Source organism: Allomesorhizobium aridi (genome assembly GCF_043769475.1).
In the GTDB taxonomy this organism is placed as follows: domain Bacteria; phylum Pseudomonadota; class Alphaproteobacteria; order Rhizobiales; family Rhizobiaceae; genus Allomesorhizobium.
Map to the genome: position 1 here is coordinate 605,959 of NZ_CP171729.1, position 22,083 is coordinate 628,041.

The following is a 22,083-nucleotide window of genomic DNA, read 5'->3' on the forward strand; positions in this document are numbered from 1 at the left end:
CTTCGGGGCATTTTCTTTCGCTGCGAAATGTGACTTCATGCCGGAACCGCAACGCCGCAGACTGCGCGCCGCCCGACAAGGAATCCGCCGAAGTGTTCGTATCCTTTTTCCCGCAGCCGAAGCTGTTTTTCGCGTCGGCCGCCGTCTGGAGTCTGGCGGCCGTATTGTTCTGGTTTTTGGGCGGTGAGCAACTCGGAGCGGTCTTTGGTCTGCCGCCGGTCGATCCGAGCGCTCCGCCAATTATCGACCCTTCGGTGTTCCTGTCGCCACCTTACGCTTGGTTCTTTATCTATTTTTTTGCCACCATCGGGCTCTTTTATCTCTTCTGGGCCTGGTATTCGCCGCACCCTTGGCAGAATTGGGCGATCCTCGGCTCCGGCCTGATCCTGTTCACCACCAATTTTTCGGTGCAGATCAGCGTCGTGCTCAACGAATGGCGCGGCACCTTTTATGATCTGATTCAACAGGCGTTGACGACTGCGGGATCTGTGGACCAGCCCGCGCTTTATATCGGTGTTGGTCAATTCCTTTCGCTGGCCTCGGTCCACATCACCGTTGTGGCCCTCAACCTCTTTTTTGTGCGCCATTATGTATTCCGCTGGCGCACGGCGATGAACGATTATTTCACGGCCTACTGGCCGCAACTGCGCCACATCGAAGGCGCTTCGCAGCGTGTGCAGGATGACACGATGCGCTTCTCTTCGACCATGCAGGGCCTCGGCGTCAGTTTGGTCGATTCGGTGATGACCCTGATCGCCTTCCTGCCGCTGCTGGCGGTGTTGTCGGCACACGTCGGAACACTGCCGATCGTCGGGGCGATTCCTTATCCGCTGGTGGTTGCGGCAATCACGTGGTCGCTGTTCGGAACCGTTCTTCTGATGATTGTCGGGGTTAAGCTGCCTGGGCTGGAATTCCTCAACCAGCGTGTCGAGGCGGCCTTCCGTAAGGAGCTTGTCTATGGTGAGGACGATGCCGAGCGAGCTCAGCCGCCAACATTGGCGGAGCTGTTCGGCAATGTCCGGAAGAACTACTTCCGTCTGTACGCTCACTATCTCTATTTTGACGTCGTGCGGTATCTGTACCTTCAGGCGGACAACATTTTCGCAATCCTGATTCTGGTGCCGACGATAGCGGTCGGCAAGATCACCTTCGGCATCTTTCAGCAGATTGTCTCGGCGTTCACCCAGGTCGCGAGTTCGTTCCAGTATCTCGTCAATTCGTGGCCGACCATCGTGGAACTGATCTCGATCTACAAGCGCCTTCGCGCCTTCGAGGCGACGCTGCAGGGGGCGCCGCTGCCGGAGATCGACAGGCACTACCTGGAGCGCGAGGCAAAGCTCGGGGAGGAATCAGCGTCCGCCAAATAGCTGGCGGGGAGCGTCAGCCGCCCACGCCGGGCTCAGCCTTGATCGCATTGGCCGGGTTCTTTGCCAGCCAGGCCTCATAGCTGAAGCACTCGACGTCCTGCTTCACGCAGAACTCTTCGGCAAAGCGCTCCAGCGCGCGCCAATAGGCGCCGCCATTCATCAGCGTGAAGTGGAAGCCGATCTGCAGCGGAATGCGCTCGCCGGCATATTGCGCCTCGAATGCCGCCCGGAATGCTTCAAGCGAGCGCGTCTCGAACTCCGCAGCCTCGCCGGCGCGTTCCAGGCCGCCGGAATGGCGTACGAAAAGATTGTAGTCCATGGCGATCACCCGCCGCGAAGCCGGCCCTTCGCTGATCTGCGGCAGGGCGAAGCGGGTCACACCGCCGGCTGTTTCCGGCTCCGCCGGCCCGCGGGAGATTGCGCTGGCGTCGTAGTCAAATTTCGCCTCGGCCAAGGCTGCATACAGGATCTTACTCGTCGACAGATAGGGCGCGCGAAAGCCGGAGATTTCGCTCTCAGCGAATTTGCGCCAGTTTGTTGGCTCGCCGGCAATGCCGTTGATTGCATAGGCGTCGCGCAGGATCGTCGAGAAAGACGCGAATTCGGCGAGCCAGTCGGCCTTGCTCCAGTTTTTGCCATCGAAATGGCCGCAGCCATGGCTGGCGATCTCATGGCCCTCCGACCGCGCCAGCCTGATCTGTGCAAGCCGTGCCGCCACCTCCTCCTTCGACTGGGCAAAGCCGACATTGGATTTGCCAGCGCCCTTGCCGGGCGCGCCGTATTCGCGGCGCGTTTCCTTCGACAGCAGGAAGACGCAGGACAGGAAATAGGTGAAGCGCGCGCCGGTCCTCGCCGCCAGCGTTCGGCTGCGCTGCCATTGCACCAGGTCGTGCGCCCCGTCGAAGGAGATGATGACGTGCTGGATTGGCCGGGCGCCCGAATAAGCGACACCTGAAACCGAGGCGGAAAGAAGAGCGAAAGCGGCGACACAAACGTGGAACGCAACAGACATTAGCATCAATTCTGAAAAGGCATGAAACGGATCAGCAAACGGCTAGGACCGGAATGTGGCCGAGGTTGGATGGCCCGAAGCCACGCCATAGGCAAGTGCGGAGCGGCGCGTTAGGATGCGACGTTTCGTCGGGGAGGGCCGCGATGGTTCCGCTCATTCTCGGGCTGATCGTCTTCCTGGGTATCCATTCGGTTCGCATCGTCGCGCCCGAATGGCGCAATCGTCAGTTGAAGACATTGGGCGAGGGGCCTTGGAAAGGCATCTATTCGCTGGTTTCGCTGGCCGGGCTGGTTCTCCTCATCTGGGGCTACGGCAGGGCCTGGGAGGTGGCGCCAATACTCTATGAGCCGCCGGTCTGGATGAAGCACACCGCCGCGCTGCTGATGCTCGTCTCCTTCGTCTCGCTGATGGTGTTCATCTTTCCAGCCGGACGCCTGAAGCCAATGCTCAAGCATCCGTTCCTGCTTGCCGTGCAAATCTGGGCTGTCGCGCATCTGCTCGCCAATGGCGATCTGGCGTCGGTGATCCTGTTCGGCGCTTTCCTCGCCTGGGCCGTGATTGACCGCATCGCGGTGGAGCAGCGGAGAGAGGTGACGGCGCTGCCCGGGCCAGTCAAGTGGGACGCCCTCGCGGTGGTGTCTGGCGCCGCGCTCTATATCCTGTTCATCTGGAGGCTGCATCTGTGGCTGATTGGCGTGCCGCCGCTCGCCTGAAACCCATCCCGGACGAAGCCAGGCCGATTTTCCGCCTCGCCCCCTTCCATGCCGGCGAAATATCGCTAAAACGCAGGCTCAACGCGCCCCTTCGGGCAAGATATGGTATAAAAACGCATGTCGGACGACAGCTTCATCCGCGAAGTAAACGAGGAACTCCGCCAGGACCAGGCGAGGGCGCTGTGGGACCGTTTTGGCCCGGCGGCGATTGTGCTCGCGGTCGCGGTCGTCCTCGGCACGGCCGCCTATGTCGGCTACGACTACTGGGTGGAGACCAAGGCCAACCGCTCGGGAGACCAGTTCTCGCAGGCATTGAGCCTCGCCAATTCCGGCAAGCCCGACGAGGCTTTGGCCGCGCTCAAGGCGCTGGAGGCGGAAGGATATGGCGCTTATCCGCTGCTCGCCCGGATGCGCGCCGCGACCGTGCTTGCCGAAAAGGGCGATTTCGCCGGAGCGGTGAAGGAATTCGATGCGGTCGCTGCCGACACCTCCATACCGGAGGCGATCCGCGATATCGCGCGGCTCAGGGCAGCGCTTCTTCTGGTCGACAACGGATCCTACGCCGACGTCTCGGCAAGGGTCGAGGCGCTGACCGCCGACACCAACACGCTGCGCCACGCCGCTCGCGAGGCGCTCGGGCTGTCGGCCTGGAAAGAGGGCAAGTCGGCCGACGCGCTGAAGCTGTTCGAACAGGTCGCATCCGACGACGCGGCACCCCGCAACACGCGCGAGCGAGCGACGCTCATGTCCGAACTGATCCGCGGTTCGGGCAGTGCGTCGTGACGCCAGATGAGCTTCAAAGTAGCCATTCTCGGCCGGCCTAACGTCGGCAAATCGACGCTTTTCAATCGGCTCGTCGGCAAAAAGCTGGCTCTCGTCGACGACACGCCGGGCGTCACGCGCGACCGCCGTGTCCATCCGGCCAAGCTCTACGATCTCCATTTCGACGTGATCGACACGGCCGGCTTCGAGACGGCCGCCGCCGCGACGCTGCAGGGCCGCATGCGCGCGCAGACCGAGATCGCCATCCGCGAGGCCGACCTGATTTTCTTCATGGTCGATTCCAAGTCCGGCTTGATGCCCGACGACAAGGCCTTCGCCGATATCGTCCGCCGCTCCGGCAAGCCGGTGGTGCTGGTCGCCAACAAGGCCGAGGCACGCGGCGCACAGGGCGGCATGCTCGAAGCCTGGGAAGTCGGGCTCGGCGAACCAATCCCGATTTCGGCCGAACACGGGCAGGGCATGCCCGATCTGCGCGATGCGGTGATCGCAGCGCTCGGGGAAGAGCGCGCCTTCGGCGAAGAGGATACGGCCAACGAGATCGCGGAAAGCGAAGCGCTGATCGGCGAGGACATCACCGATCCCGACGCGGAAGACATCCCTGCCTATGACGAAACCAAGCCGATGCGGATCGCCGTCGTCGGCCGCCCGAACGCGGGCAAGTCGACGCTCATCAACGCGCTGGTCGAGGAAGAGCGACTGCTCACCGGCCCGGAGGCCGGCATCACCCGCGATTCAATCTCTGTCGATTGGGAGTGGCGCGGACGCCGCATAAAGCTGTTCGACACGGCCGGCATGCGCCGCAAGGCGAGAATACAGGAAAAGCTGGAAAAGATGTCGGTGTCGGACGGTCTGCGCGCCATCCGCTTTGCCGAGATCGTCATCATCGTCTTCGATGCGACGATCCCGTTCGAGAAGCAGGATCTGCAGATCGTAGACCTGATCGCTCGCGAGGGCCGTGCGCCGGTGATCGCGTTCAACAAGTGGGACTTGATCGAACACCCGCAGGAGATGCTTGCCGAATTGCGCGAGAAGACGGCGCGCCTTTTGCCGCAGGTGCGCGGCATCCGCGCGGTGACGCTGTCAGCTGAAACCGGCCGCGGCCTCGACCGGCTGATGGAAGCCGTACTCGGCACTCACAGAGTCTGGAACAGCCGCGTCTCTACCGGAAAGCTCAATCGCTGGCTGGAGGGAATACTGGCGCACCATCCGCCGCCCGCCGTCGCCGGTCGCCGGCTCAAGATAAAATACATCACGCAGGCCAAGACCCGCCCGCCGGGTTTCGTGCTTTCGACCTCGCGTCCGGACGCTATGCCGCAGTCTTATATACGCTATCTCGTCAACAGCCTGCGCGAGGCCTTCGACCTGCCGGGCGTGCCGATCCGCATGGTGTTGCGGGCTTCCGAGAACCCGTTCGCGGGCAAATCCAGAAAACGCGATTAAGCTCTGCCGACCGACCGCCACACTACCGCCGCAAGCGCACCGTTAACGCTCCATCAAGGTTAATGCATCATCGTCCCTCCAGTGGGTCTTGTTGCGTTCTGGAGAGTATTCTGTGCATCGACGTCTCGTGATGCAGCGGCTGGCTGCGGCCATCCAAAGCAAGCGCTCATTTCTGCCTCCCTTCATCATTGGACTTGGCATCTGGATCGGCTTTCCGACTCCGGCGGCGTTCCAGGACATGAGAAGCCTGGTGTCGGGTGCAGAGGCCTCCAATGCCTCCAATGCGCGCTGGGGCGCCTTCGTCGAAAAATCCGTGGCGGGTTCGGTTCATGCCGCCGAAATGCCTTTCGCCGACGCAAATCTGCCGGTCGGCTCGATTTCAGGCGGCGGCGTGGCCATCCCGGGCGTTGGCGACGTGTCGTTCCGCACTAAGAACGGCGCGGTCGGCGAGACGCCGGATGAAGACCGCATCAGCCGCGGCGACAAGAAAGGCCGCATCGTCAACGTCGCCCCGGTAGCCCCGCCAAAGGCGTTCAATGCCGGCTCGGTTCTCGATCGCACATCCTTCCTGCTGCGGCCGACGGCCGGCAAGGGCCCCGCAATGACGTTCGTCAAGCCCGACATCAAGGGCAAGGAAATCAAGATCGCCACGGCCTTCTATGTCAGGCAAGACAGCAAGCGGTCCCCCGGCGTGCCGGCGTTGCTCGCCGCGCTGGTCAACAACGATAAAGCCGACATTCTGGCGACCGCCTACGCGCCGCCGGAGCCGGACTACGCCAAGGCATCGCCCTTCGCCAGCCTGCTGCAGGACGAAGACGAAGGCCGCTTTATCCCGCCGGTCGCCGAGGGCGACCACCACTGGATGAGCCAGCCTCTGCCGGCTTCGGTGTTTTCCAAGGCGGAGCAGAAATGCCTGGCGGCCGGCATCTATTTCGAGTCGCGCGGCGAAAGCCTGAAGGGGCAGGCAGCGGTGGCGCAGGTCATCCTGAACCGCGTACGCAATCCCGCCTATCCCAGCACCATTTGCGGCGTGGTCTACCAGAACGACCACATGAAGAACCGATGCCAGTTCTCCTTCGCCTGCGACGGCAGGAAGGACAAGATCACCAACCGCTCCGTCTATCGGATGGCCGAGGAGGTCGCGATGGCCGTGACGGCCGGCAAGATATTCATTCCGGAGGTCGGCTCGTCGACGCACTATTACGCCGACTACGTCAATCCGCGGTGGGCCCGCACGATGGAGAAAATGAAGAAGATCGGACTGCATATCTTCTACCGCACCTATGGCGGCGGCTGGAACTGAGCGGCTCCCGCCCGATCCGGGGCCAGCCTGGTTTCGCCAGGATTCGCAAGCGGCGCGACCCGCCATCTGCGGGGCAGTATGTCGCACTTTTGCAAATTGTTGATTTTACTTGATAAAATAGGCCTGCTCGTTCCCCCTTGCGTGGCTTGACGGGGGCGGGGGCGCTAACTATGTTGCCCGCGACTTTGAAGCGGATGGATGGTTGCCTTCCATCCCGGGCATGGGGGTTGCGGTGGCCGACAAGAACGGGCCAGACGAAACCGGAAAGACCGGGCCCGGAGAGCAAGGCAGACCCGAAATCCGCGACGACGACCTCGAGCGCCGCCGGCAAAAACTTGAAGCATCGCTTGCGACAAGACGACCGGACCAGCGCGAAGGGGAAGCAGGAGCCAGATCGAGCAGCACGGCCGGGTATGGCCAGGCCCTCAAGCTGTCCAGCGAGTTCATCGCCGGGATTGCGGTGGGCGCGGGGCTCGGCTGGGTGATCGACCGGATGGCGGGGACCTCGCCGTTGGGGCTGATCGTTTTCCTGCTGCTTGGCTTCGGCGCTGGCGTTCTCAATGTCATGCGTTCTGCGGGCGTCGTTGCCGACCAGGGTTCGAGAGCGTCCGATAAGGGCGCCGGCGGACCCGACAAGAAATGAACTTGCGCCCGCGGGCGCGCCTTTGCCGAGGGGGGCCGAAGTGGCCAACGATCCGATCCATCAGTTTCAAATCGCGAAATGGATTCCGATCGAGATCGGCGGGCTCGATTTCTCGTTCACCAATTCCTCGGCCTTCATGGTCGCGACCGTCGCGGCCGCTGGCGCATTCCTGTTCCTGACCACGTCTAGCCGCGGCCTCATTCCCACGCGCCTGCAGTCGATCTCGGAAATGTCCTACGAATTCGTAGCCTCGATGCTGCGCGACGCTGCCGGGTCGCACGGGATGAAGTTCTTCCCCTTCGTGTTCTCCCTGTTCATGTTCGTGCTGGTCGCCAACCTGCTTGGGCTTTTCCCGTACTTCTTCACCGTCACCAGCCACATCATCGTAACCTTCGCGCTGGCGCTGCTGGTGATCGGCACGGTCGTGGTCTACGGCTTTATGAAGCACGGTTTCGGATTCCTGAAGCTGTTCGTGCCGCAAGGCGTGCCAGGCATACTGGTGCCGCTGGTGGTGCTGATCGAGGTGATCTCGTTCCTGTCGCGGCCGATCAGCCTGTCGGTGCGTCTGTTCGCCAACATGCTGGCGGGCCATATCACGCTTAAGGTGTTCGCCGGCTTCGTCACTTCGCTGAGCGCGCTGGGCTTCCTCGGCGTCGCCGGCTCGATTCTGCCGCTCATGATGACCGTCGCCATCACCGGCCTCGAGGTCCTGGTGGCCTTCCTGCAGGCTTACGTTTTCGCGGTGCTCACGTCGATGTACATCAACGACGCCATCCATCCGGGGCACTGACACAATTTTCGCCGGCGGATTTCCCGCCATCCAGACGATTTCTACCGAACTCAAGATCCACAAGGAGTTGGACAATGGAAGCAGAAGCAGCAAAGGCAATCGGCGCGGGCATCGCCTGCCTCGGCATGGGTGGCGCGGGCATCGGCCTGGGCACGATTTTCGGCAACTACCTGGCGGGCGCGCTGCGCAACCCGTCGGCTGCCGACGGCCAGTTCGGCCGCCTGATCTTCGGCTTTGCGGTGACCGAAGCTCTGGGCATCTTCTCGCTCCTCGTCGCCCTGCTGCTGCTCTTCACGTAAGAGCGGGCCACCGGCCTAAAATGCCTCCGGCCGCGCCGTGCGGCCGGGTGACCGACAGGGGACCGAAATGTTTGTGACACCGGGATACGCGCAGGAAACAACTGCTCCCGCGTTGGACGAAACCCATACGGTGGAAGACGCCGCCCATGGCGGCGGTGCGTTCCCGCCGTTCGACCCGTCGACATTCCCCTCGCAGCTTCTGTGGCTGGCGATCACGTTCGGCCTCTTCTACCTTTTCCTGAAGAGGGTGGTGCTGCCGCGCGTCGGCGGCATCCTCGAGGTGCGGCGCGACCGCATCGCGCAGGATCTCGACCAGGCAGCCCGCATGAAAAGCGAGGCGGACGCCGCGGTCGCGGCCTATGAGCAGGAACTGGCCGAGGCGCGCGCCAAATCCAACGCCATCGCCCAGCAGGCGAGGGACAAGGCCAAGGCCGACGCCGACGCCGAGCGCAAGACGGTCGAGGCGGCGCTTGAAAAGAAGCTCGGCGAAGCGGAAGCCCGCATAGCCGCGATCAAATCGTCGGCGATGAAGGAAGTCGGCTCGATCGCCGAGCAGACGGCCTCCACGATCGTGCAGGAACTGGTCGGCGCCAAGGTCGACAAGGCCGATGTCGCCGCCGCCGTGGCTGCGGCGCGGAAATAGGAGAGGGCCATGGACGCAACATTCTGGGCCCTCGTCGCCCTCGTCATTTTCATCGGCATCGCCTTCTACATGAAGGTGCCCGGCATGCTCGGCAAATCGCTCGACAACCGGGCCGAACGCATCCGCAACGAACTCGACGAAGCCCGCCGCCTGCGCGAAGAAGCCCAGCAATTGCTGGCCGAATACCAGCGCAAGCGCAAGGAAGCCGAGAAGGAGGCAGCCGACATACTGGATGCCGCCAAGCGCGAGGCCAGCCAACTGGTGTCGGAAGCGCAGAAGAAATCCGAGGACTACGTCACCCGCCGCACCGCGCTCGCCGAGCAGAAGATCGGCCAGGCCGAACGCGACGCGGTTCAGGAGGTGCGCGCCAGCGCCGTCGATATCGCGGTAGAGGCTGCACGCGTGCTTTTGGCCCGCAAGGTCGATTCGGCCACCGGCGCAAAGCTCTTCGATACGTCGCTGCGGGACATGAAGTCGAAGCTCAACTGAGCTTTCAGCCCGCCATTCATTGAAAAAGCCGCCGTATCCCGGCGGCATTTTTATGCGTCTTCGATCAGGCTTTCGTTGATTTCGGCCGGGCCTTCTTCGATGAGGCGGAACGGCGCGAAGCTGGCGCGGTGCAGCCGCGGCACGGCGCCGTGAATGTCGATCGCGGCGCGGTGGCGCTCCGTCGCGTAGCCCATGTGGCTTTCGAAGCCGTAGTGGATGTGCGTCTGCGCGCAGCCGGCCATCATGCGGTCGCGCATGACCTTGGCGACGATCGACGCCGCCGCGATTGACTGCGAACGCTGGTCGCCCTTGATCAGCGCCCGGCAGCTGCATGGCAGGCCGGGCGGTATGTCTCGGCCGTCAGCGAGCGCATGGCGCGGCTGTATCGACAGGCCGATCAGAGCGCGGCGCATGGCCTCCAGGCTGGCCCTCAATATGTTAATGCGGTCGATGCCGTCGGCGCTGACCGACGCCATGGAGACGCCGAGAGCGGTCGCCAGGATGTCGGCGAACAGTTCCTCGCGCCGGGCCGCCGTAAGCCGCTTGGAATCATCCAGCCCGTCTGGAATTTTAGCAGGATTGAGGATCACCGCTGCCGCGACCACCGGTCCGGCGAGCGGTCCCCGTCCGGCCTCGTCGAGGCCGGCGACTGGCCACAGGCCTTCCTTCCTTGCCTTCTTTTCGAAGGAGAAGTCGGGCCGCTCGATGATCTCGAAGAGGAGCGGAGAATCGGAACGCGATTGAGCCATGGTGCGGCAATGCTCGCATCGGTTCCGATTCTCCGCAAGGCCTTCCCGGCCATTGGGGTGGGGCGGGGAAGGCGCCGTCGGGCTGTCGGGGAAGAGCCGGACGGATTCTTTCGCAACGCACGCAGGTGCGGCGCGGCAACTTCAGAGCAGCATGAGCTGCTCGTGGCGTTTTTCGGCTGCGACGAAAAGATCCGTTCGCAGCGGCCTCTTCTCGACGTTGAGACCGAGCCGGCGCGCCGCGATCTCGAAGCGGCGCCCGATCTGCCAGGCATAGGGACCGCTGCCCTTCATGCGCTTGCCCCATTCCGAATCGTAATCCTTGCCGTCGCGCATCGAGCGCACCAGCGACATGACGTGCCGGTAGCGGTCGGGATAATGGCGCAGCAGCCAGTCCTTGAAGATCGGGCTGACCTCGAGCGGCAGCCTGAGGATGACATAGCCCGCTTCGCGCGCTCCGGCGTTGCGCGCCGAGTCCAGGATGCGCTCTATCTCAGGATCGGTCAGGCCGGGGATGATCGGGGCGACCATGACGGATGTTGGGATGCCGGCGTCGCTGAGCTGGCGGACGGCCTCGAGCCGCCTCGTCGGCGTCGCCGCGCGCGGCTCCATCGTACGGGCCAGCATGCGGTCGAGCGTCGTTACCGACAGCGCCACCTTGGCGAGACCTTTTTCGGCCATGCGCGACAATATGTCGATGTCGCGCATCACCAGCGCCGATTTGGTGACGATGCCGACCGGATGGTTGCGCGCCTCCAGCACCTCCAGCACCTCGCGCATGATGCGATACTGCTTCTCGATCGGCTGGTACGGGTCGGTGTTGGTGCCGATGGCGATGGTGCGGGCCTGGTAGCCCTCCTTCGACAATTCCTTGTCGAGCAGTTTGGCCGCGTCGGGCTTGGCGAACAGCTTGGATTCGAAGTCGAGCCCCGGCGACATGCCCATGAAGCTGTGGGTAGGGCGCGCGAAGCAATAGACGCAGCCATGCTCGCAGCCGCGGTAGGGATTGATCGAGCGGTCGAAGGAAATGTCCGGCGACTGGTTGCGCGTGATTATGGTGCGCGGCTTCTCGACCTGAACCTCGGTCTTGAAGGGCGGCAGCTCGTCGAGCGACTCCCAGCCGTCGTCGAAGACATGGCGGGTGAGGGGCTCGAAACGGCCGCTCGGGTTGATGCCGGCGGCGCGGCCGCGGTTACGGTCCGGCCGGACCCGAACGCCGCTCTGCTCGATCATCGCATTTGCCATCTCGGCCCGTCCGGCTCCGAAGGCCGCGATGTCGGCGCGCACGATCTGTTCCATCTTCGCCCTTTCCCAAGGCATTTCCGCCGGTCTGCGAGATCGCTCTGCTCATGAAACTATTCCTATTTGCCCGATGAGAACAAATCAAGAACTTTTTGCCGATTTGCGTCGCGGTGATAGGCTTGCATACCTGCTCGAGGGTCAGGTTGATGTCGGGAAATGAGCCAGAAAAGCCGCGGGGCAGGCCGCCATTTGCCCTGGAGGGGATCGATCACATCCTGTTGCTGGTCGACGGGATGGAAGCCGCGTGCACATTTTATCAGGAGGTCATCGGTTGCACATTCGAGGAAAGCCTGCCGGAATTCGGCATGGCGCAGTTGCGAGCCGGGAACGCGCTGGTCAATCTGGTCGACATTTCGGCGCCGGAGGGTTCGTGGGCGGTGCCTAGCGTCGCGGGCGGACGCAACATGGACCATTTCTGCATCGCGATCGGCCGGCATGACGAAGCGGCGCAGCGAAGCCATCTTGCGGCCCACGGAGTCGAGATCATCGAGGAGTCGTTCCACGCCGGTGCGCGCGGCGAGAGCCTCTCGATCTATGTGCACGATCCATCGGGCAATGTCATCGAGCTCAAGGGACCGCCGGGCTGAAGCCTTCCTTCCCGTTGAAGCGGATCAGGGTGGGTCGCTGCGGCCGAGATTTTTAGCACTTGGCTCGCAAAGACAGCTTCGCCCGACTCGCCAAGACGCTGAAATCGCTTTCTTTCCTGAGGAAGATAGTTTGCGCTGGCGCTTCCGCCAATCGCCAACGCTTGATCGAGGCACTGCGCCAATATCAGCCTCACGTGGCGCGTCTGCGCCGTAGCTCCGGCACTCCATACTGGCGGATCTCGCGGACGCCGATGAGGCCGGAGAGCACGCCGACATGCATGATGCCTCTCAGCACGCTGCGGTTGCGGCGAACCGGCGAGACTGCCGTCAGCGCAGCCGACGCGAAACAAAAGGCCGCCTTCGCCGAAGCGAGGCCGAGTTGCCTGACCCGGGCTTTTCCTGCTGCGTTGCTGCGCAGCAATGTCCGTGCGTCTGCCCGACCCGGTAACGGCGGCGGCCGAGCCAGCCAAACGTCGCGCGCGCGGATGGCACCGGTTCATCCGCCCAGGCCTCGCTGGCGTAGGCGATGAGGCCGCCGGCCCTGTGCACATGATCGAAGAACTCCGTATCCTCGCCGCCGGTCTGGCCGCGCGCCAGGCTGAAGCGCCGCCCCGAAATGCTCCTTGCATCCGTCCGCAGAAGAACGTTGCAGGTATAACCCGTGCGGATCTCGCCCCCGACCCAGACCGGAAAGGTGGAGTGAAAATCGCCCCGCCGCATCCATTCGGGCGCCTCGGGCCGGTACTGCGCCCTGACCGGCCCGAGCACAGCGTCGGCGCCGGTCGCCTCCGCCGTTTCCACCAGTTTGACGAGCCACTGGCTGGAAGCCGTCTCGTCGTCGTCGATGAAGGCAACGAAGCCGGCCTTGCTGGCGTCGAGGCAGGCGTTGCGCGCGATCGAGATATTGCGCGCCGGGCAATGGATGTAGCGGACCGGAAAAGGCAACTGCCGCGCGAGCGCCGCGACGAGCGGCTTCGCCGTCGGCTGGTCGTCATTGTCGGCGACGATCACGCCGACCTTGCAGCCGGCGGGCATGTCCATGCCGGCGAGCGAGCGCAGCGTTTGCGCGATCTCGGCCCGGCGAAACGTGCAGATACAGATGTCGATTTTGGTGGCTTCCGGCATGACGCTCTCCTTTTGCATTGCAAAAGAAATGCATCATCCGTGCCAGTCGGGCCGTACTTCGGCTAAGCGATTGACATGAAAATCCTAATCGTTTTCCGGTGCTTGCCCGAGTTCGGGCATTTTGTTGTGCGATGCACAATTACCGGGCGAACTGCCGCGAGACGGGCATTAGAGCGCGTTCGGCTTATTGGAAAACTGCCCCTCGCCCTTACCCTCTCCCGTGATCATCCAAGTTTAGGATGGGGAGAGGAAGGCGTCAGCGCAGGAACTTCGCCCTTCTTCCCGTCCTGAGCTTGTCGAAGGATCACCGGAGAAAGTGCCGCCCTTCGATCGGCTCAAGGCGGATGCTGGCATTTCGCCCGGCTTTCGGTTACGCGGAACGATGCTTTCGGTGCTGATCGAAACTCACAACAACGAAGAAGCGCTGGCGCGGACGCTGGCGTCGCTGATCGGCGCCGCCGTCGAGGGCGTGGTGCGCGAGGTGATCGTCTGCGACCGCGGCTCGACCGACCACACCCACAGGATAGCCGACCAAGCGGGCTGCCAATATCTGGCCGAGGGCGGCATCGCCGCCGGCGTGCGGCAGGCCAAGGGCGATTGGCTGCTTCTCATTGAACCCGGCGCGCGGCTGGTCGAGGGCTGGACCGAGGAGGTGCTGGAGCATGCTAGCCGCACGACCGGCCCGGCGCGGTTTTCACGCGCCCGCGCCGACCGGTCACCTTTCCTGGCGCGGGTGTTTTCGGCGCGCCGCGCGCTGGCTGAAGGGCTGGTGATCAGCAGGAAGCAGGCGGCGGCGTTGTGCAAATCGGCCGCCAGCGCCGAAGCCTTGGCGCGTGGGCTGGCGACGAAGCGGTTGGCGGCGGAAATCCGCATCTCGCCACCTGCGTGAGGAGCAAACTTCATCATCGCCACGCCCCGTTGCCGGTCTGGCCATTGTCAAAGAACACTCCTCGTTGGCGAGGAGGTAGTCGGGAAGCGGGGCGCATGGCCTTGCCTACCGAAATTGAATACGTGGCGCAGCTTCCGCGCCGCCCCGCCGGTGTCTGTCGCCACGGTCGACCGGTCACGCGCCCCGCTCCATGTTCTTTCCATGGACAATGACGCGCGGATGATCCGCCTTCCGTTCACGAAGCATTGGCGCTTCGCTCGGAATGCCGGCCCGTCGGACGCCCTCAGGCCCGTGGGAACCGAATCCACGGGGAGAGGTCACCGCCGCCCTACCGATCCCCGGTCCGGAACCGGTTCCCGCAAGGGCGATGCCGGGGATTATGCGGGAGGGGCAGGATGTGTGAACAAATCCGGTGCGAAGAATCTCCTCGCAGGCTGTTATGCCATTGATCCGCAATGCGGATTTCTTTGGTCGAGCCGAAATGGAGGTGGATTCTATCCACTTTTTTCGACAGGGCAGGTAGCGTCCGTTTGGAAAGCCGCCCAGCCAGCATCTACACTCCCCCCGCTTCAGATGCTCGTCCAGCCTCGGCATGATCTCCACGAAGTTGCAGGGCATGTGGCGGTAGTCGAGCTGGTCCCGGATAATGGCGTCCCAAAGCGCCACCCGTTGCCCGCAGCCTATTCCATTGCCGCTTTGAGCACCGCAGGCAGGAAATTTTCGTGGTCACAGCCGGTCGCAAAATAGACCTTGGGGGCCATGAGCATGTTGAGGCGCAACAGACCATAGGGAAATATCGGCAGTTCTCTCATGTCCATCCAGCCACATTCCCAGTGCGCAATCCGCCGCTCCGCGTCAGCGGTAACATCATAAGCTTCCGCTTGTTGAAGGGCAGCCGGATAAGGGGAGCGCTTGGACCCGCCGAATCCGCTGCCGGGCAATGAGATCCGCACGGCATGCGCGGGGGCATGTTCGAGCTTTGTCGTAGCAACGCAAAGCTCTGCGCCATCGAGCTTGTAAAGCTTCAGGTTTGTGGAGGAGGGTGCGGCGTAGCAGCGTTCTACCGGAACCAAGCTGTAGACCTGAACGGCGTCCTTGTCGACGCCCGTTTGATCGGGCGGCAGAAAGGCGAACGGGATATTCCACGTCCTCAACAGTCTCTTGCATTGATCCGAGCAGTAGGGCGAATAGTATCCGCCGAGTAAAACGATTTCCGGTCGGTTGGCCGGTTTGAGAATGTCGCGGCTTGGCGCGGTTGCCTGATATGTGGCGATATCCCGTTTGACGAGATAGTATCGCGCCGCCTCTTGGCCCACGGAGGCGATGAGCGCCATAACTGCCGAGCCTGCAACGAAGTTCATGCCAACGAAGCGAATTGCACACAGAAACACAAACGGCACCAAGACTACAAAGGCCAGTCTCAAATCTTTACCATCCCACAAGCCAATGAAGACCAATGGCAACGTCAGGTAAAGTAGGAAATAGGTGACGACCGCTCCGGCGAGAAACTTGGTGTAGTTGAAGGCACGTACTCCATATCGATGCGGCGTGGCATAGAACATATTCGCCAATAGTTAAGAAACTGAGAGGATAAGAAGACGCTTATTTGGGTTACTTCTCCCGCCTCAGATGCTCGTCCAGCCGCGGCATGATCTCCACGAAATTGCAGGGCATGTGGCGGTAGTCGAACTGCGGTTTCAGGATGCCGTCCCAGGCGTCCTTGCAGGCGCCGGGCGAGCCGGGCAGCACGAAGACGAAGGTGGCGTTGACGACACCGCCGGTCGCTCGGCTCTGGACGGTCGAGGTGCCGATCTTGTCGTAGGAAATGCGATGAAAGACCTCCGAAAAGCCGTCCATGCGCTTTTCGAAGATCGGCTCCAATGCGTCGGGCGTCACGTCGCGGCCGGTGAAGCCGGTGCCGCCGGTGGTGATGACCACGTCGATCTTTTCATCCCGTGACCAGGCGAGCACGGTGGCGCGGATCTTTTCCCGGTCGTCGGTGACGATTGCGCGGTCGGCAAGGACATGGCCGGCCTCGGTGATGCGGTCGGCGAGCGTCTGGCCGGATTTGTCGTCCGCCAGCGTGCGCGTGTCGGAGACGGTAAGCACCGCGATGCGGACCGGGATGAAGGGGCGGGTTTCGTCAAGCCGCGTCATCGGCAGGATCCTTTGAGGCAATGCTTTCGGTGGCGACCACCCACCATCCGGGCTGGCGCGCCTGGATTTGCGCGGCTGCGCGGTCGGCCTCGCCCGTCGTTTCGAAAAAGGCCGAAGCAGGTGGCTCCGGAGCCTGACATGCGGGCGAAGCCTGCTCCGGCGGCCGTCAGGGTGTCGATTGCCTGCGTGATGGCGGGCGCTATGGAGACGGCCGGGGCTTGCAGGTCGTTGCGGGTAGAGGTGAGCCAGCGGCAAATGTCGCTAAATGCAAGTTGCCCCTCTCCCTTGGTGGCAGATTGCCCCTCACCCTTACCCTCTCCCCGTGAAGGACGGGGAGAGGGGGTCGCCAGCGCTGAGCGCAGTTCTGTTCTGCCGGTGGAGAAGGAGGAAGCGGCGGCGTTGATGCCCCCCTCTCCCCGTCCTTCACGGGGAGAGGGTAAGGGTGAGGGGCGATTGTTGAGAGGCAGCGGAGGCAATCCTGCATTTTCCCGCGATGTGAGCGTGCGAAATACCTCGGGCGTCGAAACCGCCACACCAGGATTGACCAGCACCATCGATAGTGCCGGGAAGCCTGCTGCCGGCTCGATCTGCTCGCCGATTCCGCGCGCTATGAGTGGGCTGCTGCAGAGGCACATAGGCACGTCGGCGCCAAGTTGCTGGCCGATTTCAGTGAGCTGTTCTGGGCTAAGCCCGAAGCTGCATAGCTTGTTCAGCGCCGCCAGCGTCGCCGCCGCGTCGCTCGACCCGCCGCCTATGCCGGAAGCGATAGGCAGGTGCTTCGTGAGATGTATCGATACCGGGTGTGGTCGTCGGACGGAATGAAGGTTGGCCAGACTGCGCAGCGCATCCCTCGCGCGCAGCACCAGATTGCCGCCGTCGAGCGGGATCTCGGCGCCGAACGGGCCGCTGGCGGAAAAGGAATCCTCGGACGCCGCAGTCACCGTCACCCGGTCGCCATGCCTGGTGAAAACCGCCAGGCTTTCGATCAGGTGAAAGCCGTCCGGCCGGTGGCCGGTGACATGCAGGGCGAGATTGATCTTGGCCGGCGCGTGCTCGGCCAGTGATGCTGCGCTTAAGTCCACGTCAGTCCTTGGCGAGGCGGTACTCGCCCGTTTCCGGGTCGCGGATCAGCGTGCCGTTCGCGCCGCTCGCCGCCTGTTTTTCCTCGCGCCGCACCTTGGCGGTGACGCGCTCAGCCTCGCGGACGAAGGAGCGGTAGCCGAAATAGGCGATCAGGCCGACCAGGGCGAAAAAGATAAGTTGCGGCATTTTTCTCCTCCCTCGTTACCGGGGCTGGCGACCTACAATAGCCGCCTTTCCGGCATTCTCAAAGGCCGAAGCGGCCCCAAAGCGCGCGCTCGTCGGCGGCCTCCACCAGGCCGGCTGCGGCGGCCCCCGCAATATCGGGCGCGGAAAAGCCGCCGAACGATCCGAACAGGCCGAGCTTGCGGCCGAACAAGCCGCGCGGCGGCGTGATCAGCTTGAGCTGCGCCTTCGCCCCGTAGCGGTCTTTCAGCACGGTGCGCATGTCGCCCAGCGCATCGACCAGTCCGAGCGAAAGTCCCTTCTTGCCGGTCCAGAACAGGCCGGTGAAGAGGTCCGGGTCGTCCTTCAGCTTGCCGCCGCGGCGCTCCTTGACCATGTCGATGAAGGTCTCGTGCACTTCGAGCTGCAGCGCCTTAAGCCGCTCGACGTCGTCCTTCTTTTCCGGCTTGAACGGGTCGAGCAGCGCCTTGTTCTGCCCGGCGGTGTAGACGCGGCGCTCGACGCCGATCTTCTTCATCATCTCGGTGAAACCGAAGGAGGCCGAAACCACGCCGATCGAGCCGACGATCGAGGAGGGGTCGGCGAAGATCTCGTCACCGGCCACCGCGATCATGTAGCCGCCGGAGGCGGCGACATCCTCGACGAAGACCAGCACGTCCTTGTTCTTCTCGGCCGCGAGATCGCGGATGCGCTTGTAGATGAGGCGCGATTGCACCGGCGAGCCGCCGGGCGAGTTGATGGAGAGGGCGACGGCCGGCGCGTCGGGGAAGGAAAACGCCTTTTCCAGAACGCCCGCAGTGGAAGCGAGCGACAGCGTCGGCCGGAACTGTCCGCCGCCGGCCATGATGGTGCCGTGCAGGCGCACCACCGGGATGGTCACCGCATCCGGCCGCAACGACTTCGGAAGCAGGCGGCTCAAAAAACGTCTCACGGGCAGGGATCTCCGATCATGTCTGGCTTCGCATGTAGGAATTCGCCGAAAAACCGCAATCCCGTCTGCGCGGGTCTTTTAAGTGTTAGCCGCATGATCGTGTCTAAAAAGTCTGCAACTTTTTAGGATCATGCTCAGTCGCCGAAAAGCGACGCCTGGCCGGCATTGATCGCCTCGGCGCGCTCGGAAAAGCCGCCGCCCGAGCCTTCGTGCAGGATAAGCGGCGGCATCAGCGACAGCTCGCCGCGCGCGCCGCGTGTCGCACGAAGCACGGCGCGGATCGCCGGCGCATCCGAACGGGCGTGCACCGGAACGATCTGCGCCTTGCCGAAACGTCCGGCGAGTGCGGCGAGGATCGGCCCGAGCGACACCGGTCGGGCGATGATCGCGACCCCGCCGCGCGGCCTGACGATTGCCGCGGCGGTGCGGAGCCAGGCTTCGAACAGCCCGTCCGCCATGACATGCGCCTGCCGCTTGAGGTCGTCGGGCGTGGCGCGGTCGATTTCCGCATTGAAGGGCGGGTTCATGATGGCGAAATCGAAGGAATTGTCGGCCAAGCCGGCGGCCGTGCGCGCCTTACCGGTCAGCGCGACGTCGGCTTCCAGCACCATGACGCGGCCACCAAGCCGCGTATTTTCGGGAAGGTCGAGGCTTCGCCGGGCATGGCCGGCCATGATCGGGGAGTTCTCGACGAGAACGATGTCCGCCTCCGGGCAGCGCGAGGCGACGGCGAGGCCGGCGGCCCCTGCGCCAGCGCCGAGATCGGCGAGCCTGCCGGCAAAGCCGGATGGCACGGCGGCAGCGAGCGCCAGCGCGTCCATACCGGCGCGGTGGCCGCCGCGCGCCGGCTGAACGAGGAAAAAACTGCCGCGATGGAAGGCGTCGATCGTCTGGCCGGGCACGGAAGGTCAGCCTTCGCGCATCTCGTTGCCGATGCCTGCGTCGGTGAGCAGGCGGCGCGCTGCCACGGCGTCGTCCGCCCCGATCATCACCCGCCGCGGCAGGATGCCGATCGAACCGTCGAGCACGCTCATGTTCTGGTCGGCGACAAAGCACGCAATGCCGGCGTCGCGCAGCAGCGATTCGACGAAGGAGATGATGACGGCGTCGTTGGTGTGCATGAGTTCGATCATGCGCGGAAGTTCGCAGGTCGCCGCCGCGATGTAAACCGGAGGGGCGGCGTCACGCTCTGTGCAGGCGAAGCGGCTTTGTCTTTTCGCGCTCGATGACGCCTTTCGCTTCGAGGTCGAGCTGGACCGCTTTCATCCACCAACCCGCCTTGGCGCCGCCCGGATAAAGCTCCTCGGGCAGGTGGGCCGGCACCGCGCTCTGAACCTCGCCGACGGTCAGCCCCGGCGCTTTTGCCGGAAGCACCGTCAGGATCGCTTGCTTCATCGTCTCGTACATGGCGGCGTCGACGCGCTCGACCTTGCCCGGATGGTTCACGTTTTCGATTTCGATCTTCGTCATGGCCGAGGCTCCCTGTTGGGCGTTCTCATCTGCTCAAGGACGCACCGCTTTAGCCGTTTCCGACAACCCGCCCAAATTTCTGCGCCAATTCGCCACTTGCCGGACACACCGTCGCCGCCTAAATCAGACCCGGTTCCAAGACGGGAGGCTGGCCGTGGGTGTCGTTCTCAATCTCGAAAACGGGAAGCGCGGATCCGCGTCGATCAAGGAACTGATCGGCCTCACGGTGGCCGACATGGGCCGGGTCAACGAGCTGATCCTGTCCAAGGCCGGCTCCGACGTCGAGATGATCCCCGAAATCGCCAACCATCTGATCTCGTCAGGCGGCAAGCGCCTGCGCCCTATGGTGACGCTCGCCGCCGCCCAGATGTTCGGCTATTCCGGCGACGGCCACGTCAAGCTCGCGACTTCGGTCGAGTTCATGCACACGGCGACGCTGCTGCACGACGATGTCGTCGACGAAAGCGGCATGCGGCGCGGCAAGAAGACGGCGCGCATGATCTGGGGCAACCAGGCGAGCGTGCTGGTCGGCGACTTCCTGCTCGGCCAGGCGTTCCGCATGATGGTCGATGTCGGTTCGCTCGACGCGCTGGACATCCTGTCCACCGCAGCCTCGATCATCGCCGAGGGCGAGGTGATGCAGCTTGCCGCCGCCAAAAACCTGGAAACCACCGAGGACGAGCACTTTGCCGTGATCAAGGCAAAGACCGCAGCGCTGTTTTCGGCGGCTGCCGAGGTCGGGCCGGTGATCGCCGGCGCCTCGCGCACCGACCGCGCGGCGCTGCGCTCCTACGGCATGAATCTCGGCCTCGCCTTTCAGCTGATCGACGACGCGCTCGACTATGGCGGCAATTCCAAGGAACTCGGCAAGAATGTCGGCGACGATTTCCGCGAAGGCAAGGTGACCCTGCCGGTGATCCTCGCCTACCGCCGCGGCACGGCGGCTGAGCGCGAATTCTGGAAGCGGTCCATCGAGGCCGACGCGGCGGACGACGCGGCGCTGGAAAAGGCGATCGGCCTGATGACGCGCCACGGCGCTATCGCCGACACGATCGGCCGCGCCCGCCATTTCGGCGAGATTGCCCGCGACGCGCTCGCCCCTGCTCGACGCCACGCCGCAGAAGGCGGCGCTGGTCGATGTAATCGATTTCTGCATCAGCCGCGTCGGCTGAGGCCGCCTGATAATTCACTCAGGCAGCCCCACGCCTTCAGACTAGACGGCAGCCTTCCGGCTCCTGCGGTCCGCGGCGGATCTGACTTCGTCGCCTGTCAAGCTCCGGCCAACTGCACGGGCGAATTCGCCATAGTAGTTTGGATCCTCGGTGCCCATCACGCGATCCCAGAAGGTGAAATAGAGTCCGAAATTCGTCCGCGCGCGGGCGTGATGGAGGTCGTGATGAGTGACGGTGGTCAGCCAGTCGAACCGCGGTCGTCCGTCGGCTCTCGCCGGAAAAACCTCGTAGCCACAGTGGCCGATCGCGTTGCGCAGCATCATGTGGCCCGTGAAGAGAAAGGCGGCGAGGATGCTGGTCGGCATTATCATCAAGGCAAGCGGAAGATAGATCGCATTGACGAGGGCCTCGCTCGCGTCGAAGGCATAGGACGTCCATGGCGACGGATTGTACGAGCGGTGGTGCAGACGGTGGAACCAGCGGAAGAACCGTGGCCGGTGCATGATCCTGTGGGTCCAATAGAACCAGGCATCGTGGGCGACGATCAGGACAACAACGTTGAGCACGAAGTACGGCCAGCCGCGTGCCGCCGGATACTCGTAGACTGTCAGCAGGCCAAGCCGCACCGAGACGGCGATCGCCAGTCCGATCAGCGAGAAGATCAGCACGGTCCTGAGCGAGGCAAGGATCTCGCGTCCCATCTGGCGCCAGGTCGGCTTCTCCACTCGGATTTTGCGCTTCGCCAGCCAGCTGGCCAGCAGTGTGTTGACGACGAGGAATGTTCCGCCGGCGCCGATTAGATAGCGGTAGAGATCGCTCTGGAGGATAAACGGATAGATGCCGGCGGCGAAACGCGCCAGCGTAGCGTAGTCGATGCAAGCGTCGAACATCTCGGGTTCCTTCCGTGGATTGCGGAAGGAGCCTGCAGCACTGACGCAAGGCGGTCTGCGCGCTTC

The 22,083-nt window shown here is 63.5% G+C and carries 24 protein-coding genes and 4 pseudogenes; 13 read left to right on the plus strand and 15 right to left on the minus strand.

Features of this window, described 5'->3' with window-relative positions:
• The first annotated feature begins 92 nt into the window (after positions 1-92).
• Complete coding sequence (gene sbmA / locus ACG873_RS04880; RefSeq protein ID WP_394893350.1) at positions 93-1,367, plus strand: peptide antibiotic transporter SbmA; 1,275 nt, start codon at positions 93-95, stop codon at positions 1,365-1,367.
• A gap of 13 nt (positions 1,368-1,380) precedes the next feature.
• On the opposite strand, the gene ACG873_RS04885 is transcribed toward sbmA, so the two are convergent.
• Positions 1,381-2,379, minus strand: coding sequence for a polysaccharide deacetylase (locus ACG873_RS04885; RefSeq protein WP_394890704.1), 999 nt, complete (start codon positions 2,377-2,379; stop codon positions 1,381-1,383).
• Between the two features lie 143 nt (positions 2,380-2,522).
• Here ACG873_RS04885 and ACG873_RS04890 point away from each other — a divergent pair, with 143 nt between their 5' ends.
• The 9 genes from ACG873_RS04890 (at position 2,523) to ACG873_RS04930 (ending at position 9,482) form a co-directional block, all read left to right on the plus strand.
• Complete coding sequence (locus ACG873_RS04890) at positions 2,523-3,092, plus strand: NnrU family protein (RefSeq protein ID WP_394890705.1); 570 nt, start codon at positions 2,523-2,525, stop codon at positions 3,090-3,092.
• 117 nt (positions 3,093-3,209) lie between these two features.
• Entirely contained in the window at positions 3,210-3,875 is a 666-nt protein-coding gene (locus ACG873_RS04895) for a tetratricopeptide repeat protein (RefSeq protein WP_394890706.1), read from the plus strand.
• A gap of 6 nt (positions 3,876-3,881) precedes the next feature.
• On the plus strand, positions 3,882-5,315 hold the full coding sequence (der, locus tag ACG873_RS04900; protein WP_394890707.1) for a ribosome biogenesis GTPase Der: 1,434 nt from the start codon (positions 3,882-3,884) through the stop codon (positions 5,313-5,315).
• Positions 5,316-5,427: 112 nt separating this feature from the next.
• The gene (locus ACG873_RS04905; RefSeq protein WP_394890708.1) at positions 5,428-6,618 is read left to right on the plus strand and encodes a cell wall hydrolase; all 1,191 of its coding nucleotides are present in this window, start codon (positions 5,428-5,430) and stop codon (positions 6,616-6,618) included.
• Positions 6,619-6,850: 232 nt separating this feature from the next.
• A complete protein-coding gene (locus tag ACG873_RS04910) occupies positions 6,851-7,261 on the plus strand; it encodes an AtpZ/AtpI family protein (protein ID WP_394893352.1) in 411 nt (136 codons plus the stop codon).
• A gap of 40 nt (positions 7,262-7,301) precedes the next feature.
• Entirely contained in the window at positions 7,302-8,051 is a 750-nt protein-coding gene (locus ACG873_RS04915) for a F0F1 ATP synthase subunit A (RefSeq protein WP_394890709.1), read from the plus strand.
• 74 nt (positions 8,052-8,125) lie between these two features.
• Positions 8,126-8,350 carry a F0F1 ATP synthase subunit C gene (locus ACG873_RS04920; protein WP_165025109.1) on the plus strand — a complete coding sequence of 75 codons (225 nt, stop codon included), beginning with the start codon at positions 8,126-8,128 and terminating at the stop codon, positions 8,348-8,350.
• Between the two features lie 67 nt (positions 8,351-8,417).
• Complete coding sequence (locus ACG873_RS04925; protein WP_394890710.1) at positions 8,418-8,993, plus strand: F0F1 ATP synthase subunit B; 576 nt, start codon at positions 8,418-8,420, stop codon at positions 8,991-8,993.
• Between the two features lie 9 nt (positions 8,994-9,002).
• On the plus strand, positions 9,003-9,482 hold the full coding sequence (locus ACG873_RS04930) for a F0F1 ATP synthase subunit B (protein ID WP_394890711.1): 480 nt from the start codon (positions 9,003-9,005) through the stop codon (positions 9,480-9,482).
• Positions 9,483-9,532: 50 nt separating this feature from the next.
• Here ACG873_RS04930 and ACG873_RS04935 read toward each other — a convergent pair whose 3' ends face one another.
• The gene (locus tag ACG873_RS04935) at positions 9,533-10,231 is read right to left on the minus strand and encodes a ribonuclease HII (RefSeq protein ID WP_394890712.1); all 699 of its coding nucleotides are present in this window, start codon (positions 10,229-10,231) and stop codon (positions 9,533-9,535) included.
• A gap of 141 nt (positions 10,232-10,372) precedes the next feature.
• Positions 10,373-11,527, minus strand: coding sequence for a PA0069 family radical SAM protein (locus ACG873_RS04940; protein ID WP_394890713.1), 1,155 nt, complete (start codon positions 11,525-11,527; stop codon positions 10,373-10,375).
• A 149-nt stretch (positions 11,528-11,676) separates the two neighbouring features.
• On the opposite strand from ACG873_RS04940, the gene ACG873_RS04945 reads away from it, so the two are divergent.
• Complete coding sequence (locus ACG873_RS04945) at positions 11,677-12,117, plus strand: VOC family protein (RefSeq protein ID WP_394890714.1); 441 nt, start codon at positions 11,677-11,679, stop codon at positions 12,115-12,117.
• A gap of 190 nt (positions 12,118-12,307) precedes the next feature.
• Here the strand turns inward: ACG873_RS04945 and ACG873_RS04950 are convergent.
• Positions 12,308-13,242 (minus strand): annotated as a pseudogene (locus ACG873_RS04950) (glycosyltransferase).
• 382 nt (positions 13,243-13,624) lie between these two features.
• On the opposite strand from ACG873_RS04950, the gene ACG873_RS04955 reads away from it, so the two are divergent.
• Entirely contained in the window at positions 13,625-14,131 is a 507-nt protein-coding gene (locus ACG873_RS04955) for a glycosyltransferase (protein ID WP_394893354.1), read from the plus strand.
• A gap of 561 nt (positions 14,132-14,692) precedes the next feature.
• Here the strand turns inward: ACG873_RS04955 and ACG873_RS04960 are convergent.
• The 10 genes and pseudogenes from ACG873_RS04960 to ACG873_RS05005 form a co-directional block, all read right to left on the minus strand.
• A pseudogene (locus ACG873_RS04960) lies at positions 14,693-14,788 on the minus strand (molybdenum cofactor biosynthesis protein B); the annotation flags it as partial.
• A 23-nt stretch (positions 14,789-14,811) separates the two neighbouring features.
• The gene (locus ACG873_RS04965) at positions 14,812-15,693 is read right to left on the minus strand and encodes a hypothetical protein (protein WP_394890715.1); all 882 of its coding nucleotides are present in this window, start codon (positions 15,691-15,693) and stop codon (positions 14,812-14,814) included.
• 49 nt (positions 15,694-15,742) lie between these two features.
• Entirely contained in the window at positions 15,743-16,288 is a 546-nt protein-coding gene (gene moaB / locus ACG873_RS04970) for a molybdenum cofactor biosynthesis protein B (RefSeq protein ID WP_394890716.1), read from the minus strand.
• A complete protein-coding gene (locus tag ACG873_RS04975; RefSeq protein ID WP_394893356.1) occupies positions 16,285-16,764 on the minus strand; it encodes a hypothetical protein in 480 nt (159 codons plus the stop codon). The genes moaB and ACG873_RS04975 overlap by 4 nt, the downstream gene beginning before the upstream one ends.
• Positions 16,756-17,370: pseudogene (locus tag ACG873_RS04980) on the minus strand (4-(cytidine 5'-diphospho)-2-C-methyl-D-erythritol kinase); the annotation flags it as partial. The pseudogene ACG873_RS04980 and the gene ACG873_RS04975, both read right to left, overlap by 9 nt.
• A gap of 1 nt (position 17,371) precedes the next feature.
• Complete coding sequence (locus ACG873_RS04985; protein WP_394890717.1) at positions 17,372-17,557, minus strand: hypothetical protein; 186 nt, start codon at positions 17,555-17,557, stop codon at positions 17,372-17,374.
• Positions 17,558-17,615: 58 nt separating this feature from the next.
• Positions 17,616-18,485 (minus strand): S49 family peptidase, encoded by an 870-nt coding sequence (locus tag ACG873_RS04990; RefSeq protein ID WP_394890718.1) that lies wholly within the window; start codon positions 18,483-18,485, stop codon positions 17,616-17,618.
• Between the two features lie 134 nt (positions 18,486-18,619).
• The gene (locus ACG873_RS04995) at positions 18,620-19,387 is read right to left on the minus strand and encodes a tRNA1(Val) (adenine(37)-N6)-methyltransferase (RefSeq protein WP_394890719.1); all 768 of its coding nucleotides are present in this window, start codon (positions 19,385-19,387) and stop codon (positions 18,620-18,622) included.
• Between the two features lie 6 nt (positions 19,388-19,393).
• On the minus strand, positions 19,394-19,618 hold the full coding sequence (locus tag ACG873_RS05000; RefSeq protein WP_394890720.1) for a DUF2007 domain-containing protein: 225 nt from the start codon (positions 19,616-19,618) through the stop codon (positions 19,394-19,396).
• Between the two features lie 49 nt (positions 19,619-19,667).
• Positions 19,668-19,955 (minus strand): DUF6958 family protein, encoded by a 288-nt coding sequence (locus ACG873_RS05005; RefSeq protein WP_394890721.1) that lies wholly within the window; start codon positions 19,953-19,955, stop codon positions 19,668-19,670.
• 154 nt (positions 19,956-20,109) lie between these two features.
• Here ACG873_RS05005 and ACG873_RS05010 point away from each other — a divergent pair.
• Positions 20,110-21,127 (plus strand): annotated as a pseudogene (locus ACG873_RS05010) (polyprenyl synthetase family protein).
• Positions 21,128-21,168: 41 nt separating this feature from the next.
• On the opposite strand, the gene ACG873_RS05015 reads toward ACG873_RS05010, so the two are convergent.
• Positions 21,169-22,017 carry a sterol desaturase family protein gene (locus tag ACG873_RS05015; RefSeq protein ID WP_394890722.1) on the minus strand — a complete coding sequence of 283 codons (849 nt, stop codon included), beginning with the start codon at positions 22,015-22,017 and terminating at the stop codon, positions 21,169-21,171.
• Positions 22,018-22,083: the final 66 nt, after the last annotated feature.

Bases quoted from the DNA above. Each gene is read 5' to 3' on its own strand.
- ACG873_RS04940 (WP_394890713.1), bottom strand. From the start codon at position 11,527: ATGGAACAGATCGTGCGCGCCGACATCGCGGCCTTCGGAGCCGGACGG.
- ACG873_RS05005 (WP_394890721.1), bottom strand. From the start codon at position 19,955: ATGACGAAGATCGAAATCGAAAACGTGAACCATCCGGGCAAGGTCGAG.
- ACG873_RS04985 (WP_394890717.1), bottom strand. From the start codon at position 17,557: ATGCCGCAACTTATCTTTTTCGCCCTGGTCGGCCTGATCGCCTATTTC.
- moaB (WP_394890716.1), bottom strand. From the start codon at position 16,288: ATGACGCGGCTTGACGAAACCCGCCCCTTCATCCCGGTCCGCATCGCG.
- ACG873_RS04925 (WP_394890710.1), top strand. From the start codon at position 8,418: ATGTTTGTGACACCGGGATACGCGCAGGAAACAACTGCTCCCGCGTTG.
- ACG873_RS04885 (WP_394890704.1), bottom strand. From the start codon at position 2,379: ATGTCTGTTGCGTTCCACGTTTGTGTCGCCGCTTTCGCTCTTCTTTCC.
- ACG873_RS04955 (WP_394893354.1), top strand. From the start codon at position 13,625: ATGCTTTCGGTGCTGATCGAAACTCACAACAACGAAGAAGCGCTGGCG.
- ACG873_RS04895 (WP_394890706.1), top strand. From the start codon at position 3,210: ATGTCGGACGACAGCTTCATCCGCGAAGTAAACGAGGAACTCCGCCAG.
- ACG873_RS04930 (WP_394890711.1), top strand. From the start codon at position 9,003: ATGGACGCAACATTCTGGGCCCTCGTCGCCCTCGTCATTTTCATCGGC.
- ACG873_RS04890 (WP_394890705.1), top strand. From the start codon at position 2,523: ATGGTTCCGCTCATTCTCGGGCTGATCGTCTTCCTGGGTATCCATTCG.
- ACG873_RS05000 (WP_394890720.1), bottom strand. From the start codon at position 19,618: ATGATCGAACTCATGCACACCAACGACGCCGTCATCATCTCCTTCGTC.
- ACG873_RS04920 (WP_165025109.1), top strand. From the start codon at position 8,126: ATGGAAGCAGAAGCAGCAAAGGCAATCGGCGCGGGCATCGCCTGCCTC.
- ACG873_RS04965 (WP_394890715.1), bottom strand. From the start codon at position 15,693: ATGTTCTATGCCACGCCGCATCGATATGGAGTACGTGCCTTCAACTAC.
- ACG873_RS04945 (WP_394890714.1), top strand. From the start codon at position 11,677: ATGTCGGGAAATGAGCCAGAAAAGCCGCGGGGCAGGCCGCCATTTGCC.
- ACG873_RS04935 (WP_394890712.1), bottom strand. From the start codon at position 10,231: ATGGCTCAATCGCGTTCCGATTCTCCGCTCCTCTTCGAGATCATCGAG.
- der (WP_394890707.1), top strand. From the start codon at position 3,882: ATGAGCTTCAAAGTAGCCATTCTCGGCCGGCCTAACGTCGGCAAATCG.
- ACG873_RS05015 (WP_394890722.1), bottom strand. From the start codon at position 22,017: ATGTTCGACGCTTGCATCGACTACGCTACGCTGGCGCGTTTCGCCGCC.